This window comes from Vibrio sp. 10N.222.52.C12, from assembly GCF_041474215.1.
Taxonomy (GTDB): domain Bacteria; phylum Pseudomonadota; class Gammaproteobacteria; order Enterobacterales; family Vibrionaceae; genus Vibrio; species Vibrio crassostreae_C.
On the sequence record NZ_JBFRTR010000048.1, the window covers coordinates 84,485 to 100,100 of the forward strand.

The window sequence follows — 15,616 nt, forward strand, 5'->3', positions numbered from 1 at the left end:
TTTCTAACCTATCGTCAACAAAGCATGTTATAAAGGGGAGCATATCGCTCCCCTTTTTTATTGCGGTCATAACAGGAGTAATTATTTGTGAAATGGTTTCAAACCGCGAGTATGTGTTTACTGCTTGTACTAACAGGTTGTGCGACAACATCAGATAACACCTCAAGTTGGGTTTATCCACCGATGGCTGTGCCACTGCAACCAAGCGTTCAGCAAGAAGTTCAAATTGCACGTCTTAGTCAGTTATTACAGCGCCCAGATTTGAACGATGAAGTTCGAGCTAAGATGCTGTTTGAACGTGGTAACTACTACGACAGTGTTGGCCTGCGTGATCTCGCGCGTCTCGACTTCAACCAGTCTCTTTCATTGAACCCTGCTCAACCTGATATCTTCAATCTTTTGGGTGTTTACTTTACGCAGGTAGGGGAGTTTGATGCGGCTTATGAATCTTTTGATTCTACGTTAGAGCTTGATTCTGCAAACTCTTACGCAGAAAGGAACCGCTCTATCGCGCTTTACTATGGCGAGCGTTACGACTTAGCCAATGAAGAGATGATGAAGCACTATGCCGACGATCCTAGCGATCCGTTTCGCGCTCTGTGGTTGTACATCATTCAGCATGAGCTGACGCCAGAGCAGGCTAAGCTTGATTTGCAAAAACGTTACGAGAGCCGTGATGAGCAGTGGGGTTGGGTATTAGTCGCGATTATGCTTGATGACATTACTGAAGAGCAGGCTTTCAAGGCGATCTTAACCGGTACTCGTGACAACACGTTACTTGCGCAGCGTCTAACAGAGACGTACTTCTACCTTGCTAAGCGTTACCATATGAATGGTGATTACGCGAATGCTATCTCTTTGTACAAGTTAGCGGTTTCTTTTAACGTGTATGAATACGTAGAACATCGTTACTCTTTCTTAGAGTTAAGCCGTATCTTCACCACACTTAAAGCTGAGCACTTAGCGCAAGTTAAGCTGGCTGAGGCCGAAGAAGAAGCCAACGCTAAGTAAGCAACACATTTTGATTCCGAAAAGCCGCTGTCTGTCAGCGGTTTTTTTATGCTCCTTTTTTATGATCTTCATCTCGTTTTGATTGCTTTTTATTTAAACAACACTAAAATAGTTAGCCTTGCTAACTAAATGCTATTCTTTGATTAGGTGAGTATGCTGAACCAGAATTTAGAAAAGATTGAGCGCTTCGCCTCTAAGATATGGCGCACTCAGGTAAATGAAGATCCTATTTGCCAATTGAGCTTCAATGAATATGACTATTTGAAGGTCATTCAAGCCTCTCCTGAACCGATCCGATTGACAGATCTGGCGATTGAAATGCAAGTAACCAAGCCTTCAGCAACTACTATGGTTCAAAGGTTAGAGAGAAAAGGTCTCGTTGAGCGTAAAGCTTCGCTCGAAGATGCGAGGTCTAAGTTGGTCGTACTGACCAGCAAAGCGGAAGTCGGCTTGGAAGAAGAAAGTAAGATCTATCAGGTCATGGCACAGATACTGGAAAGCCGTTTGTCTGAGCAAGAATCTCAGCAGTTAAACCTATTATTAAATAAAGCTTTAAAGTAAATAATTTAGATATTTAGTTAGCCTTGTTAACTAATTTTTCGAGTCATATCTTGTTGATATGCGACTCACAAATGAAAGTAGAGTAAGAAATGAGTAACTCAATTAGTCGTCAATTTTGGCGATACACAATCCCTACCGTGGCGGCCATGTTGGTTAATGGCCTGTACCAAGTGGTGGATGGCATCTTCATTGGCCGCTATGTGGGGGCTGATGGACTTGCAGGTATCAATGTTGCGTGGCCTGTGATTGGTTCGATTCTTGGTATTGGTATGTTGGTGGGTGTGGGCACAGGTGCGCTTGTCTCGATTCGCCAAGGTGAAAAAGATACTCAAGGCGCTAAGCAGATCTTAGCAACGGGCTTAACCTTGTTGTTAGCGATAACGCCTATTGTCTCTGCATTGCTGTTCTTGTTTGCTGATAACTTCTTGCTTTGGCAGGGCGCTGAAGGGCGAGTGTATGAACTTGGTCTGCAGTACTTACACATTCTGATTGGTGCTAGTGTCTTCACGCTAGGTTCGATCGCGATGCCGTTTCTACTGCGTAACGATGACAGTCCGAACTTAGCGACGATACTGATGATCGTTGGTGCGGTGATTAATATCGTGCTCGATTACCTGTTTATCGCTCTCTATGGCTGGGAGTTGATGGGTGCAGCATTAGCAACAGCGATTGCCCAGTTTGTAGTAACGGCTCTCGGCTTGGCTTACTTCTTCTCGCGTCGAGCAAACCTACGTTTACGTTGGAATGAGTTGAGATTGAAGCTGGATGTGATTCCACAAATCTTCGCCATTGGTACATCAAGCTTCTTTATGTACGCTTATGGTTCGATGATGGTGGCGTTGCACAATGCGTTGTTCTCTCAATATGGCGACCAGTTGATGATTGGTGCTTACGCGATTTTGGGCTACATCGTGACGGTTTATTATCTCACGGCTGAAGGTATCGCCAACGGCATGCAACCATTGGTGAGCTACAACCATGGTGCGCGTAACCAAGCAAACATCCGCAAGCTACTTAAGATTGCGATGATGAGTTCGGTATTGATTGGTGTGGCGTTCGTGCTGCTTCTCAATGCGTTCCCACGTGAGTTTGTATCAGTATTTAACTCAGACGAACCTCAGTTGGTTGAGTACACCGTGTTGGGTATTCGCCTTCACATGTTTGCACTGGCGCTGGATGGCTTCTTGGTAGTCGCAGCTGCTTACTATCAAGCGGTGAACAAGGGCAGCAAGGCGATGTTTGTGACTATAGGTAATATGCTTATCCAACTACCGTTCTTGTACATTATGCCTAAGTTGTATGGTGTGCCGGGGATCTGGATTGCGTACCCACTGTCTAACATCGCGCTAAGTGTGGTGGTGATGGTGATGCTCTACAAAGATATAAAGAAGCTCGATGCCTCATCGATGGAAACCGCGGCGGCATAGGTCGCGTTTCTTAAGTCGAATAAAATAGGTCTAGCGAATGCTAGACCTATTTTGTATTTGTTACTGGTTAGTCCAATGCGAGGAACTAGATGTTCTTAACGTCTAAACCTGCAAGCTGATGCCAATACCCATTACATTGGCGGCTTTCAATTTTCATCGGTTTTTGACCTTGCTCGTTTGCTCTGAAGTTGTTGATTTCAGAGAAGGTATCGATACCGAGAGGGCTTAAACGAACCACATCAACCAGGTCGTGCATGTTCGGTAAATCATTGACTAGGTTGTAGCAGTAGCCTGATTGCGTCTGAATACCGTTAAGGTTGAAGACTGATTGGCCTTCTTGGCTTTCTACTTGTAGCCCTGTTGGGTACTTGATACAGCAGGTTTCGCAATCGTCTTTAGCTTTGTTTTCAGCGCGAGCGGTAAAGCAGCGTGCTGAGTAAGCAAGCGGCAGGTAGCCGTGGCTAAACACTTCAACTTCGAACTTGTTACGAATATTTAGCTCTTCGCACTGGGTCATTACGTTGCTTAGCCATTCGCGAGAAAGCTCAACCGGCATACACCAACGCGTCATGCCTTGTTTCAAGAATAGGTTCAGGGTGCGTGCGTTGTAGGTGTTTACTGCCGGGCCAACCACGAAAGGTACTTTGCTTTCGCTGGCCAGTTGAATTGCAGACACATCATTGGCTTCGATCGCAAAGTCACCGTTATCGATGTACTTCTTCATGATGTTGACTTCGCTTGGTGCTTCTAGCAATGCCATGGTGGAAAGTACGACTTGCTTACCTGAAGCCGACAGCTCTTTAGCAATGTCCATCCAGTGTTTCGCTTTCATCTCACGACGCTTTGAACACACCGCTTCACCTAGGTAGATGATATCGGCAGAGCTTGATTTCGCTTGCTCATAGAAGCTTTCAACGTCTTGTTTTGGCCAAAAATAAAGTAGAGGGCCTAATGCGTATTTCATTGAGTTCTCCATTTGGCTCTATTGCCATTTACGGTGATAAGCGCCAAGCGTGGTTTGTGTACCTTCAGATACATTCGCCAGTGTCGCATTCCAAGCTTGTTCCACTTGGTATTGTTCTGGGTTCGCTAAGTAGCGATCGATAGCTGCGCGCCAAGTGCGAGTGACTTGTTCAACATAAGCCGGGCTGCGTTGGCGACCTTCAATCTTCACTGAGGCAACGTTTGCCGCGAAAAGCTCAGGCAACATGGATAGCGTGTTGAGGCTGGTGGGCTCTTCAAGTGCGTGATAGCGCTTACGTTCACCATCGATCTCGGCTTCAAAGCGGCCTTTACACAGCGTTGGGTAACCTGCGTTCTCACCTGCTTCATACTTATCGATAAGGATTTCGTTCAAGCGAGACTCGAGGCCAGTTTCTGTTTCTTGCCAGCGAACGTATTTTGCGGGAGAACAAGCACCAACGGTATTTGGTGATTCGCCTGTCATGTATGAAGAGAGGTAGCAACGGCCTTCTGCCATGATGCACAAGCTACCAAAAGCGAATACTTCAAGGTCAACGTCAGAAGTGATGTTACGAGAAAGCTGTTTGACCTGATGAATCGACAACACACGCGGTAGTACGACACGCTTAACGTTGAAGTTTTTATGGTAGAAGTCGATAGCCGCCGCATTGGTCGCAGATGCTTGCACTGATAGGTGCAGTTCGAGATCTGGATACTTATTTGCTGCGTACTCAAGCACCGCGATGTCTGCGATGATCAGCGCATCAACACCCAGAGCAGCGGCGTTGTCTACGGCATTAGTCCAACGGTCGAAGCCATTTGGGTGAGCAAACGTATTTAGGGCAACATGAATTTTCTTGTTGTGGTCATGCACATACTGCACAGCACGATTGAGCTTTTTACCCGCAAAGTTTAGGCCTGCAAAGTGTCGGGCATTGGTATCGTCTTTGAATCCGATATAGACAGCATCCGCACCACAATCAATAGCGGTTTTCAAAGCAGGTAAGTTACCCGCTGGGCATAAGAGTTCCATTTGCTCACTACCAGTAGAATTAAGTTGAAGCGAGCATTTTATGAAGAATTGTGAATGACGAAATTGATGTAAGGCAGGTTTAGATGGATAAATCTGCTTTTACTCCGTTTGAGGTACTGACGAGTGACCGTTTTACATGTTGGCTTGGTTTAAATATGAGGTACTTGATTAGTTCTTATGACGGCGGTTTTGGGCAAACAACTCTTCGACATCTTGTTTTGGTTGCGGACGGTAGAAGTGGAAGCCTTGAATCGAACTACAGTTGAGGTTCGATAGCAGAGTTGCTTGCTCACTGGTTTCGACACCTTCAGCAACCACGGTCAAATCGAGAGATTTACCTAGGTTGATGATGTTTTCAATTACGGTGATTTGCTTTGGTAGGGTATCGATATCAGAGATGAAAGCACGGTCTATCTTAAGCTCATCAATTGGGAAGCGAGCAAGGTAAGACAGTGAAGAGTAACCTGTACCAAAATCATCAATGGAGAGAGCAAAGCCAAGTTTCTTGATGGCGTTAAGCATTTGGAGTGTGTGTTCACTATCACTCATCACCGCACTTTCCGTTAGCTCGAACGTAATCGCACTTGGATCAAGCTCGGTCGAACGCAGTAGCTTTTCCATGTAATCAATCAGTTTCGGGTTACCAAACTGTTCTGGTGAAAGGTTGATAGCCACTCGACCTGGAAGGATACCTTGCATCTTCCAGCGCTTAACCGTAGCAAATACTTCACGCATTACCACTCGGCCAAGTTGTTCAATAAGCCCTGCTCGTTCCGCCACAGGAATGAACGCGGCCGGACTGATATAACCTTCGACAGGATGCTTCCAACGTACCAGAGCTTCAGCGCCGTTGATGGTGAAATCACGGGCATTCACTTTCGGTTGATACCAAACCTCAAGTCCATTTTGTTGCAGTGCTTTTTGGAGCTCTATCTCAAGCCACAGTCGCATACGCGCTTCTTTATTCATCTGTTCGTTGAACTTGATCAGACGATTACGACCACGATCTTTCGCTTCATACATTGCTGTGTCTGCATTTTGCAGCAAGATACGAGCATCAGTACCATCTTGAGGAAAGCTCACACTACCAATAGAGCAGGCTAAGCGTTTGCTAAAGTGGTGAAGATCGAAGGGTTGGTTGATAAGGGATATGATCTTTTCAGCGAGCATTTCAGGTGTTCGCTGATGTTCAGGTTCTGGCAAGATAATACCAAACTCATCCCCGCCTAAATGCCCAATCACGGCCTTACGAGGCAGTAAGCGTTTAAGGCGCGAAGCGACCTCTTTTATCACCTTGTCACCGATGTGATGACCAAGTGAGTCATTGATATTCTTGAAGTTATCAATGTCTAAGTAGAGCATCACCACCGGCGTATCGTTGTGAATGAACTGCTCAAGACGCTTAGTAAACCCAACTCGGTTGTAGAGCTTGGTCAGTGCATCGATGTAGGCATCTTCACTGTTTGCCGGTGTGTATTGTTTTGCGGTTTCTTGTGCGTCTTGGATAAGCACCAACTGAGTGTTGCTTCCAAGAACAGTGGTGGAGTCGATGTTGAGCTGAACCTTACGTTCAAAGCCGCATCGTGCACCCGTTAAGCAAACCAAACCAGACTCAGAAATAATAGAGCTGAGGTTATTATTGAAGACTGTTTTGGTTTGTTCATCGATAAATAGGCGTCCCAACTCTTCACCAATTAACTCTGTGGTTGAGTTAAAGCCAAGCAAGCGCGCTGCTGCTGGGTTAGATGACAAGATGTAGTCACTTTCAACGAGCAGTAATCCATCTGGAAGTAGTTGAGATAGTTTGTGGAATTTGGCTTCGGATTCTTCTAAAGAACGGACAAGTACTTGGTTTTCTGATGTGTCGAAGGCGTGAAAGACGATGTAGTCGGTTTTGTTGCCATTGGTAAGCGGAGATAGGCTGAAATGAAGGCTGGTATCGAGGTCTGTTTCGTTGAGGGTGACTTCGGCCTCAATCGTTTCGCCACTGAATGCACGCTCATAGTAAGGCTTGAGATGTTGGTAGAACTGTTCGCCCAATGTTTGGCGATCATTCATGCCTGCAAGCTCTGTTTGACTCAAACCAGCAATATCGCAGTAACGCTCATTCACCATAAAATAGTTATGTTGAGCATCAAGTACTGCAAAAAAGAACGGACTATTTGCAGTTAGCTGGGTAAACCAATGTTGTAGTTGTTGGGGAGGCATCAAAGTACTACCAATTCTCCAAGAGCTTGAATATTCACTATCGATAAATATTTATTACTTTTTGTGTGGCTATCGATATTTACCTGTGAGTGCAGCGATCCGCTGTAATTCTCATTACCTGAGTTACTATAACTGTGATTTTCAGGATATTAAAGGTCGAGTATCAAACAGAAGTTAATTTGATACATAACAGTAACTGAGATCTCAACATCATCTATGATGCATTCCATATTATTGACAAAGTTACGGATAAGTCACGTGATAAACAAGATTCGCACTCAACTAGTTCAAAATGCCGCATCAATTTTGCGATCTCCAGTCCAGTTATTGCCTAAAACAGTACAAAAAAGAGCCTTATTGGAGGCGCTTAAGAATGTATTCAAGGAAGCTTTAGAGGACGGTGACTTTGAGTTTTTAGAAGACAAATGGCTGAAAGTCTCAATAAAAGACATGGGGTTAAGTTGGTGTATTAGCTACAAAAATGAGCAACTGGTTGTAGCTGATAAAGAGGTGGTTGAAGATGTAAGCTTTAGCGGCAATCTTAACGATCTTGTGTTGATTGCGGGGCGTAAAGAAGACCCAGATACGCTTTTCTTCCAACGTAGACTGTCTATTGAAGGCGATACCGAGCTCGGTTTAGAAGTTAAAAACTTGATGGATAGCGTAGATTTGGACTTATTGCCGACTCCTATGAAAACTTTGTTAAATCAATTAGCTGATTTTGTGCAGAAGGGAGTACAATCCCCAGATACACAAAGTGAGGTAATGAATGCTTATTCGAACTGAAGCACCGGCAGATATACTTGTCATTGATCGTTTATTGAAATCTGTTTTTGAAACAGATGCAGAAGCTAACTTGGTTATGAGCTTGCGTGAGAATAGCCATTTAACGCTATCGCTGGTGGCTTGTTCTGATGAAGGCGAGGTGGTTGGTCACCTGATGTTTAGCCCTATCACTCTTGATGGCGACGATCATAACTGGCAAGGGCTTGCGCCTCTCGCTGTGAAAGAAGAGTTCCGCAACCAAGGCATTGCCAAATCTCTAGTTGAAGATGCGTTTTCCACTTTGGTTGATTTTGGTTACCCAGCTTGCGTTGTGTTGGGTGACCCTGCTTATTACAGCCGCTTTGGTTTCAAGGCTGCGAGCGAGTTTGGCCTGAGTTGTGTTTGGGATGTGCCTGAAGGTGCTTTCCAAGCGATTGAATTGGTAAACGGTGCGTTTGCTGGACATGCTGGTGAGATTGCTTACAGCCCCGAGTTCAACGACTTATAAGCTGATTTATCACGCAACAAGATACAAACTGATTTAGTCTAAATAAAGGAGCTTGATGCTCCTTTATTTTTTGTTAGTATCAGCCCTGCTCTAATAAGCGCTCTTTCAATAGAGGCAGCTTTCACAAAACTAGTTCTAACAAACTTCTGGCTCCAATAAACTTTGGCTCCAATAAACTTAAGGTTACTACCGCTAGATATGTCACAAACACACGCGCAATACCTACATGAGATGGGCATTAGCCAATGGGAACTAAGTCACCCAGAGCGTTTAGCAGGTTATGAATCTGAATTGACTCCGCTCTCGAGCGATTGCAAGTTACTGTTGGTTTCGCCTGAAAAACCTCAGGAAGATCTCGCCGTGATGTTTGAGCGAGTACTCAAAAGTATCAAGCTCGACTTATCTCAGGCTTTACACCTTCAACCGCAACACTTGTCTACTGTGGATTTAGGTTCGGTTGAGTGGATATGGTTTGCTGGTTGTGAGTCGGCTCAAGAGCTGAAGGCTAAAACACTTCAATCGCCATTACTGTCTGACATTAACGGTAACAACCAACACCGCCGCGACTTATGGCAACAAATTTGTGCTTATGACTAATCAATTTTTACCGACTTCACAACAACACCTAGACGCCATTTGGAAGATAGAGCAGGCCGCGCATTCTCACCCTTGGTCTGAAAATATGATCCGAGATCTTGATAGCCGAGGCGCTTGTCATCATGTCCTTGAAGTTGATGGACAAGTGGTGGGCTATTTCTTCGCTCAAAATATTGTTGGTGAAGTGACGCTGCTTAATATTGCGGTAGACCCAAGCAAGCAAGGCAAAGGTTATGGTAAGGCACTAACTGAACATTTCCTTGATATGTGTGAGCAAGCTGATGCGGAAAGTGCTTGGCTAGAAGTTCGCGAAAGTAATGTGAACGCGTTTAATCTTTACGAAAAGGCAGGCTTCAACGAAGTTGATCGCCGTCGTAATTACTATCCAACTAAACAAGGCAACGAAGATGCCATCATTATGAGCTATCTTTTTATGTCTTTTAGCTAGTCATGTTACGTCTTTTCGCTAACTAGATAGCTAATCACAAAATTAGCCAAAAAATAGGGTGTAAACTGACCCTTTAGAAAGTGATACGCTTTCTGTATAATCCGCACACAGAATTCAAGGGCAAGTATTATCTACTTGCCCTTTTTACGCTTTAGATCAGCAAAGGGCGACTATGTCTTTCCAACAAGAAGTGAGCAAACGTAGAACGTTTGCGATTATCTCTCACCCGGATGCGGGTAAAACCACGATTACTGAAAAAGTTCTTTTATTCGGAAACGCGATTCAAAAAGCGGGTACCGTAAAAGGCCGTGGCTCTAACCAGCACGCTAAATCTGACTGGATGGAGATGGAAAAAGAACGTGGTATCTCGGTAACTACGTCGGTAATGCAATTCCCATACAATGATTGCCTAGTAAACCTACTCGATACTCCAGGACACGAAGATTTCTCGGAAGATACGTACCGTACGCTAACAGCGGTTGATTCTTGTTTGATGGTTATCGATGCTGCTAAAGGTGTCGAAGACCGTACTCGTAAGCTGATGGAAGTAACACGTCTTCGTGATACTCCAATCGTAACGTTTATGAACAAACTTGACCGTGATGTTCGTGACCCGATGGAAGTGCTTGATGAAGTGGAAAGCGAGCTAGGTATGGCCTGTGCTCCAATCTCATGGCCAATCGGTTGTGGTAAAGAGTTTAAAGGTGTTTACCATATTCACCGTGACGAAACGATCTTGTACGAATCTGGCCACGGTCATGAGATTCAAGAAGTTCGCATCATTAAAGGTTTGGACAACCCTGAGCTAGATGAAGCGGTAGGTGCTGATCTTGCGGAAAGCGTACGTGAAGAACTAGAGCTTGTTATCGGTGCTTGCCCTGAATTTGATCACGAACTGTTTCTTGCGGGTGAATTAACGCCGGTTTACTTCGGTACTGCATTAGGTAACTTTGGTGTTGACCACATGCTTGATGGTCTAACGAAATGGGCTCCAGCTCCTCAAACGCGTCAAGCGAACGAGCGTGATGTTGAAGCGACAGAAGAGAAGTTTTCTGGTTTCGTCTTTAAGATCCAAGCAAACATGGACCCTAAACACCGTGACCGTATCGCATTCATGCGTATCGTGTCGGGTACTTACAACCAAGGTATGAAGATGAACCATGTTCGTACTGGTAAGAGTGTAAGTATCTCTGATGCGGTAACCTTCATGGCGGGCGACCGTGCACGTGCTGAAAAAGCATACGCGGGTGATATTATCGGCCTACATAACCACGGTACTATCCAGATTGGTGATACCTTTACTCAAGGTGAGAGCCTTAAGTTCGCTGGTATTCCTAACTTCGCACCTGAGCTATTCCGTCGTATTCGCCTACGCGATCCACTTAAGCAGAAGCAACTTCTAAAAGGCTTAGTTCAGCTTTCAGAAGAGGGCGCAGTACAAGTATTCCGTCCTATGCAGAACAACGATCTGATCGTTGGTGCGGTTGGTGTACTTCAGTTCGACGTGGTTGTAGCGCGCTTGAAAGCGGAATACAACGTAGAAGCTATCTACGAAGGTGTTAACGTTGCAACAGCTCGCTGGGTTGAATGTGATGACGCTAAGAAACTAGAAGAATTCAAACGTAAGAACCAATCTAACCTTGCGCTAGATGGCGGTGACAACCTGTCTTACATCGCACCAACTATGGTGAACTTGAACCTAGCTTCTGAACGTTTCCCTGAAGTTCAATTCCGAGCGACGCGCGAGCACTAATAACGACAGTTCTACATAACACTGTTGGATAATATTAAAGCCGAATTGCTTCTAGCATTCGGCTTTTTTGTTACACTAAGAGTACACCGTTTTGATGGAGTAAAGCGTGTTTGATCTCAATTTAGTAAAGCCATTCCTCTCTGTATATCAACAAAGATCGATAACCAAAGCGGCTGAATCGTTAGAGCTAACTCAACCTGCGGTCAGTGCTGCAATCAAGAGGTTTGAAGCGGTGGTAGGCTATGCGTTGTTCGTAAGAGTAGGGCGTTCAATAGAACCAACGTCAATGGCTCACAAATTGGCAGGTCAATTATCTGATGCTTTAGAGCTGATGGAAGGTGCAGTATCAAGAAAGCGTGATTTTACTGTTTATATGCCAGCGAATCTGCTCCACAAAATGCCCATGCTCAATGGTGTTCAGCTGGTTGAATCACCAATCTCTGTTGATAACGTTGTCGAGGATATCCGACTCAATCGAGTAGATTTAGTAGTCGATACTGGTTTACCAAAACAAACGAGCTTAGCTTCTGAATTTGCAACTACTGATAGATTGCTTCTTATGAGTGATCCTGAAAACAGTCAATTTGGTGAGAAGATTTCGATGGATGAGTTTCTTGAAGCACGGCATGTAACCTTGAAGTTACTTCGCCAAGATACTCAAATAGTCGACTTTCTTTCCGAAAAGAGCTTCACTCGTGATGTTGCTATTGAAGTAAGAAACATCACTAACTTGATATTGGCGGTAAAAGGGACTGACTACATTGCTGCGGTTCCGGTTAGCATGATCCAATTAGCAAAAACCATTGGCTTACGGATTCATGAGCCTCCATTCTCAATGCGTCCTGTGGAGTTTGAATTTTTCTATCACAAGAAGTATCAAACTAATGGGCAACATCAAGAGTTGCGAGAGAAGCTTAAACAGCTACTAAATAGCTAGAAATCGAAGGCTAAACCGAATTCCACATAGTTTTTGTTTTCAGGGTATATGGTGTAGGTAACGGACGGTTTTACGTACTTCAAGTTAAAGAATACAGCTACTTCGTGATAATGAATGTTGGTCCTAGTTTCATTTCTGATATGTCTAGATCTCGTAGTAGTATCATCTTTAATATAAAAGTCTTGGGTATCTTTTTTGAATCCGATTTCTTGGTTGAATTTGTAAAGAAAGTCAGCATATTGAATCGGGCTCCACAGAGCGCCTGCACTATAATCGAATGTGTCAGAGGCTCTATATTCCATGCATAAGTTTGGAAGACAAGCATCGAAATCTCTGTCCATATAGTTGTAGTTGATATCGCCAAGCAGTGTCCAATTTTCATGAATCAACTTAGCAACAAAAATGCCTGTTGTGATCTCATGTTCGCTGACTTTTACGGTGTTTTCAGTGTAGTACGTGTCCCCTTGCCAGAATGAATATCCCAACCCTGCTTGCCAATAGTCTTGAGTATCAACCTCTCCAAAAACACGCAATTTATCATTGATTTGATAGTTGATATCAAGAGTGGCAACCGTTTTTTCGTTGTCTGGGTTTTGAGATAAGCTGACGGAAAAAATATCCGTAAAACGCTCAATAGATTCAACCAGAGTGTCATTTGCTGATGAATGAAAAGGGAAGGTGGAAGCAAGTATTAATAGAAGGCGTTTCATATTCAAATTCCGAATCGCTTTCCTTAGCTAGTGAGTAAAAACACCCGATAATAGCGTTCACTATTATCGGGTGAGCGGGTTCAACTCAGGTTGAATTTTAGCCGCGTAAACGTTGTTGAATAGCGGATTTAGCTTTCTGTAGTTTAGTTGGGTCGATAGATTGCACTCTGTCTTTTACGTTGTTTTTAACCGCTGGAGGAAGTGTTACATCACCTCGGTCATTTACAACAATACCGTTCCCAAAAGTGACTGTTCCATTTACTTCATCTATGTAGCCTTCACCCACAATATTTCCATGACGATCTTTGATGTGAACCACACCACGATCATCAGCCTCTGCTGTGTAGTCAGTCGTTTGGGATCTGCCATTTACCGTGATTTCAACATAGCCATCGTTAATATCAACTGACACAGTGTGATGACCGTGACCTGGAGGTGTTGGTTCTAAAGGGAGTTCATCTGTTGGTGGTGTAATTGGACGGTCACCAGAAACTAGATAAAAAGATTTGCCATCAAAGCCATACATTTTACCGTCGTAATATACGATGTTATCGGTAATCGAGATTTCATGTTGTGGAACACGCACGGTCTCCCCGTCTACTTCAAATAAGTAGTCCATACCATCTATGCCAACAAATTCTGCGACGTAATCCATTTCACCGGTTCCAGGAGTAACTGTAGGAATACCAGGTTCGATAGGCTCACCGGGAATGATCGGTTTGATTGGAGTATCTGTACCTGGTGGTGTGATAGGACGGTCACCAGAAACTAGATAAAAAGATTTGCCATCAAAGCCATACATTTTACCGTCGTAATATACGATGTTATCGGTAATCGAGATTTTATGTTGTGGAACGCGCACGGTCTCCCCGTCTACTTCAAATAAGTAGTCCATACCATCTATGCCAATAAATTCTGCGACGTAATCCATTTCACTGGTTCCAGGAGTAACTGTAGGAATACCAGGTTCGATAGGCTCTCCCGGAAATGTTGGCTCATTCATTTCTGGACGAGTAACTTGATCTACTCGGTAAAGCTCATCTCCATTGATTCCTACTATAAGTTTGCGATCGTTCACGACAATGATTGCTGTGCCATCGTTGTGAAGTGTCACATTGCTTGAATCAACATAAACCTCTTGCCCAACAAGAGTCACAATATATCCACTGTCATTATCCGCGACTTTCCATGTACCAACACTGTCCATTGAAGTAGTGACTGGAAGCTCTGGGATTGTATTACCGTTGTCAGATGAACTGGAAGATGAAGAACTACTTAACAGCCCTGCAACCAACGCAGCCGAGGCGGCACCAACTGCAGCCCAGGTACCGTTAGATTGTTTTTCGTAAGTTACATCATCGACTGTAGCTGTCGTGCCTGGAGTAGCATTGGCATATTGTTCGTTTAATTTATACTGAACAGAAGCATCGATAGCGTTCATCTGCTCGTCAATAAGTTGAAGTGTTTGTTGGTTTGCTAGTTCTACGTCAACTTGAGGTGCAGAAGCAAAAGCAGGTGCTGCTAATACGCTAGAAATTGATATGGCTAAGAGTGATGCTTTCATAAAGTAGGATCTCGTTATTGAATGGAGCGTCTTGCTATCAATGCCTCCTTGGCAAGTGCGTTTATTATTCGCTGTGGTGAGATTTTCAACAATATAGCCAGCTAGTGTTGATGTATAAATCTAATTTATGCATTTGCGCTTTTTAGGTTGAGACTTGAGGTAAGTATGTTGGGTTGGATAAAAACTTGGGTTAAAAGATACGATAAGTGGTGTGAAGAGCTTGGGTTAACGCCTGAGAACAAGCGCAGTTGTGTTGCTTATCGCCGTGATCCTCAAGGGAAACAAACAGAGAGTAGGGAAGATGACACAGCAAATAAGTGACTTTCCGCTGTTTGATACTCATTGCCACGCGGATTTTGAGGCGTTTGAGCAAGGTTTTACACCTGAACAAAGTATTGATGGCTATCTTAAAGAAGCAAAGCAAGCTCAAGTCGAGAAGTTAATCATCCCTTCTATTGGCCAAAGTAACTGGAGGAAGCTCGATGAAATCGCTCAATCTCACCCCAATGTTTACTATGCATTAGGCTTCCATCCTTACTTTTTAGAGCAGGCCAATGACGAACAATTTTCGGAACTTCGCCAATTACTCTCTTCAAAAAACAGCCAATGTGTCGCGATAGGTGAGTGCGGGCTCGACTTTTTTGTGGACGTTGAACGAGAGAAACAAGAGCGCTTTTTCATCCAACAAATGGAGCTTGCGAAGGAGTTTGACCTGCCTTTAATCATCCATGAGAGGAAGTCTTACAACCGACTTATCGAGCTAATAAAGCAGCATAAGTTCACCTTAGGTGGTGTGATTCACGGTTTTTCTGGGAGTGAACAGCAAGCTTTGGCGTGGATCAAGATCGGTTTCTATATTGGCGTCGGTGGAACGATAACTTACCCAAGAGCGCAAAAAACACGCACAACCATCGCAAAATTGCCCCTTGAATGTCTGGTATTGGAAACGGATGCTCCGGACATGCCCATGTATGGAAACCAAGGAAATGTTAATCATTCCAAATATTTAGTTACGATCTTAAATGAACTTTTTTTGCTTAGAAAAGAGCCAAAGCAATCGATTGCAGCGCAAATTTGGCAAAATAGCCATCGCGCATTCGGTATATGTGAATAAAATCGAAGGTTTTTGTT

At 44.0% G+C, this 15,616-nt stretch carries 16 protein-coding genes; 11 read left to right on the forward strand and 5 right to left on the reverse strand.

The features are described from left to right. Positions 1-87 precede the first annotated feature (87 nt). From nlpI to AB4623_RS09240, 3 genes are all read left to right on the forward strand, one after another. Entirely contained in the window at positions 88-1,011 is a 924-nt protein-coding gene (gene nlpI, locus AB4623_RS09230; protein ID WP_136973790.1) for a lipoprotein NlpI, read from the forward strand. A 153-nt stretch (positions 1,012-1,164) separates the two neighbouring features. Then, positions 1,165-1,572: a MarR family winged helix-turn-helix transcriptional regulator gene (locus AB4623_RS09235; RefSeq protein WP_017056675.1), complete on the forward strand. Its 408-nt coding sequence runs from the start codon at positions 1,165-1,167 to the stop codon at positions 1,570-1,572. An 89-nt stretch (positions 1,573-1,661) separates the two neighbouring features. Beyond that, positions 1,662-2,999, forward strand: coding sequence for an MATE family efflux transporter (locus AB4623_RS09240; protein ID WP_371721152.1), 1,338 nt, complete (start codon positions 1,662-1,664; stop codon positions 2,997-2,999). Positions 3,000-3,084: 85 nt separating this feature from the next. On the opposite strand, the gene AB4623_RS09245 is transcribed toward AB4623_RS09240, so the two are convergent. From AB4623_RS09245 to AB4623_RS09260, 3 genes are all read right to left on the reverse strand, one after another. After that, positions 3,085-3,963, reverse strand: a complete 879-nt coding sequence (locus AB4623_RS09245; RefSeq protein ID WP_017059237.1) for a U32 family peptidase — start codon at positions 3,961-3,963, stop codon at positions 3,085-3,087. A gap of 18 nt (positions 3,964-3,981) precedes the next feature. Beyond that, a complete protein-coding gene (locus AB4623_RS09250) occupies positions 3,982-4,995 on the reverse strand; it encodes a peptidase U32 family protein (RefSeq protein WP_408063735.1) in 1,014 nt (337 codons plus the stop codon). Positions 4,996-5,163: 168 nt separating this feature from the next. After that, on the reverse strand, positions 5,164-7,203 hold the full coding sequence (locus tag AB4623_RS09260; protein ID WP_017068226.1) for a bifunctional diguanylate cyclase/phosphodiesterase: 2,040 nt from the start codon (positions 7,201-7,203) through the stop codon (positions 5,164-5,166). A gap of 258 nt (positions 7,204-7,461) precedes the next feature. Between AB4623_RS09260 and AB4623_RS09265 the strand changes: the two genes are divergently transcribed. From AB4623_RS09265 to AB4623_RS09290, 6 genes are all read left to right on the forward strand, one after another. Continuing rightward, positions 7,462-7,989 carry an SCP2 domain-containing protein gene (locus tag AB4623_RS09265; protein ID WP_029235120.1) on the forward strand — a complete coding sequence of 176 codons (528 nt, stop codon included), beginning with the start codon at positions 7,462-7,464 and terminating at the stop codon, positions 7,987-7,989. Then, complete coding sequence (locus AB4623_RS09270; RefSeq protein ID WP_017063279.1) at positions 7,973-8,476, forward strand: GNAT family N-acetyltransferase; 504 nt, start codon at positions 7,973-7,975, stop codon at positions 8,474-8,476. Before AB4623_RS09265 ends, AB4623_RS09270 begins: the two co-directional genes overlap by 17 nt. A 198-nt stretch (positions 8,477-8,674) precedes the next feature. Next, positions 8,675-9,073 (forward strand): DNA polymerase III subunit psi, encoded by a 399-nt coding sequence (locus AB4623_RS09275; protein WP_017063280.1) that lies wholly within the window; start codon positions 8,675-8,677, stop codon positions 9,071-9,073. Continuing rightward, on the forward strand, positions 9,066-9,521 hold the full coding sequence (gene rimI / locus AB4623_RS09280) for a ribosomal protein S18-alanine N-acetyltransferase (protein WP_136973791.1): 456 nt from the start codon (positions 9,066-9,068) through the stop codon (positions 9,519-9,521). Before AB4623_RS09275 ends, rimI begins: the two co-directional genes overlap by 8 nt. 172 nt (positions 9,522-9,693) lie before the next feature. Beyond that, on the forward strand, positions 9,694-11,274 hold the full coding sequence (gene prfC, locus AB4623_RS09285) for a peptide chain release factor 3 (protein ID WP_017059244.1): 1,581 nt from the start codon (positions 9,694-9,696) through the stop codon (positions 11,272-11,274). 106 nt (positions 11,275-11,380) lie between these two features. After that, on the forward strand, positions 11,381-12,211 hold the full coding sequence (locus tag AB4623_RS09290) for a LysR family transcriptional regulator (protein ID WP_372146232.1): 831 nt from the start codon (positions 11,381-11,383) through the stop codon (positions 12,209-12,211). On the opposite strand, the gene AB4623_RS09295 is transcribed toward AB4623_RS09290, so the two are convergent. Next, positions 12,208-12,921, reverse strand: coding sequence for a hypothetical protein (locus AB4623_RS09295; RefSeq protein ID WP_017059246.1), 714 nt, complete (start codon positions 12,919-12,921; stop codon positions 12,208-12,210). The genes AB4623_RS09290 and AB4623_RS09295 overlap by 4 nt on opposite strands. A gap of 97 nt (positions 12,922-13,018) precedes the next feature. Further along, positions 13,019-14,485: a hypothetical protein gene (locus AB4623_RS09300; protein ID WP_372146234.1), complete on the reverse strand. Its 1,467-nt coding sequence runs from the start codon at positions 14,483-14,485 to the stop codon at positions 13,019-13,021. A gap of 165 nt (positions 14,486-14,650) precedes the next feature. On the opposite strand from AB4623_RS09300, the gene AB4623_RS09305 reads away from it, so the two are divergent. Together AB4623_RS09305 and AB4623_RS09310 are read left to right on the forward strand one after the other, a co-directional pair. Beyond that, complete coding sequence (locus tag AB4623_RS09305; protein ID WP_157938685.1) at positions 14,651-14,806, forward strand: DUF5363 family protein; 156 nt, start codon at positions 14,651-14,653, stop codon at positions 14,804-14,806. Beyond that, positions 14,787-15,599 (forward strand): TatD family hydrolase, encoded by an 813-nt coding sequence (locus AB4623_RS09310; protein ID WP_372146236.1) that lies wholly within the window; start codon positions 14,787-14,789, stop codon positions 15,597-15,599. Before AB4623_RS09305 ends, AB4623_RS09310 begins: the two co-directional genes overlap by 20 nt. Positions 15,600-15,616: the final 17 nt, after the last annotated feature.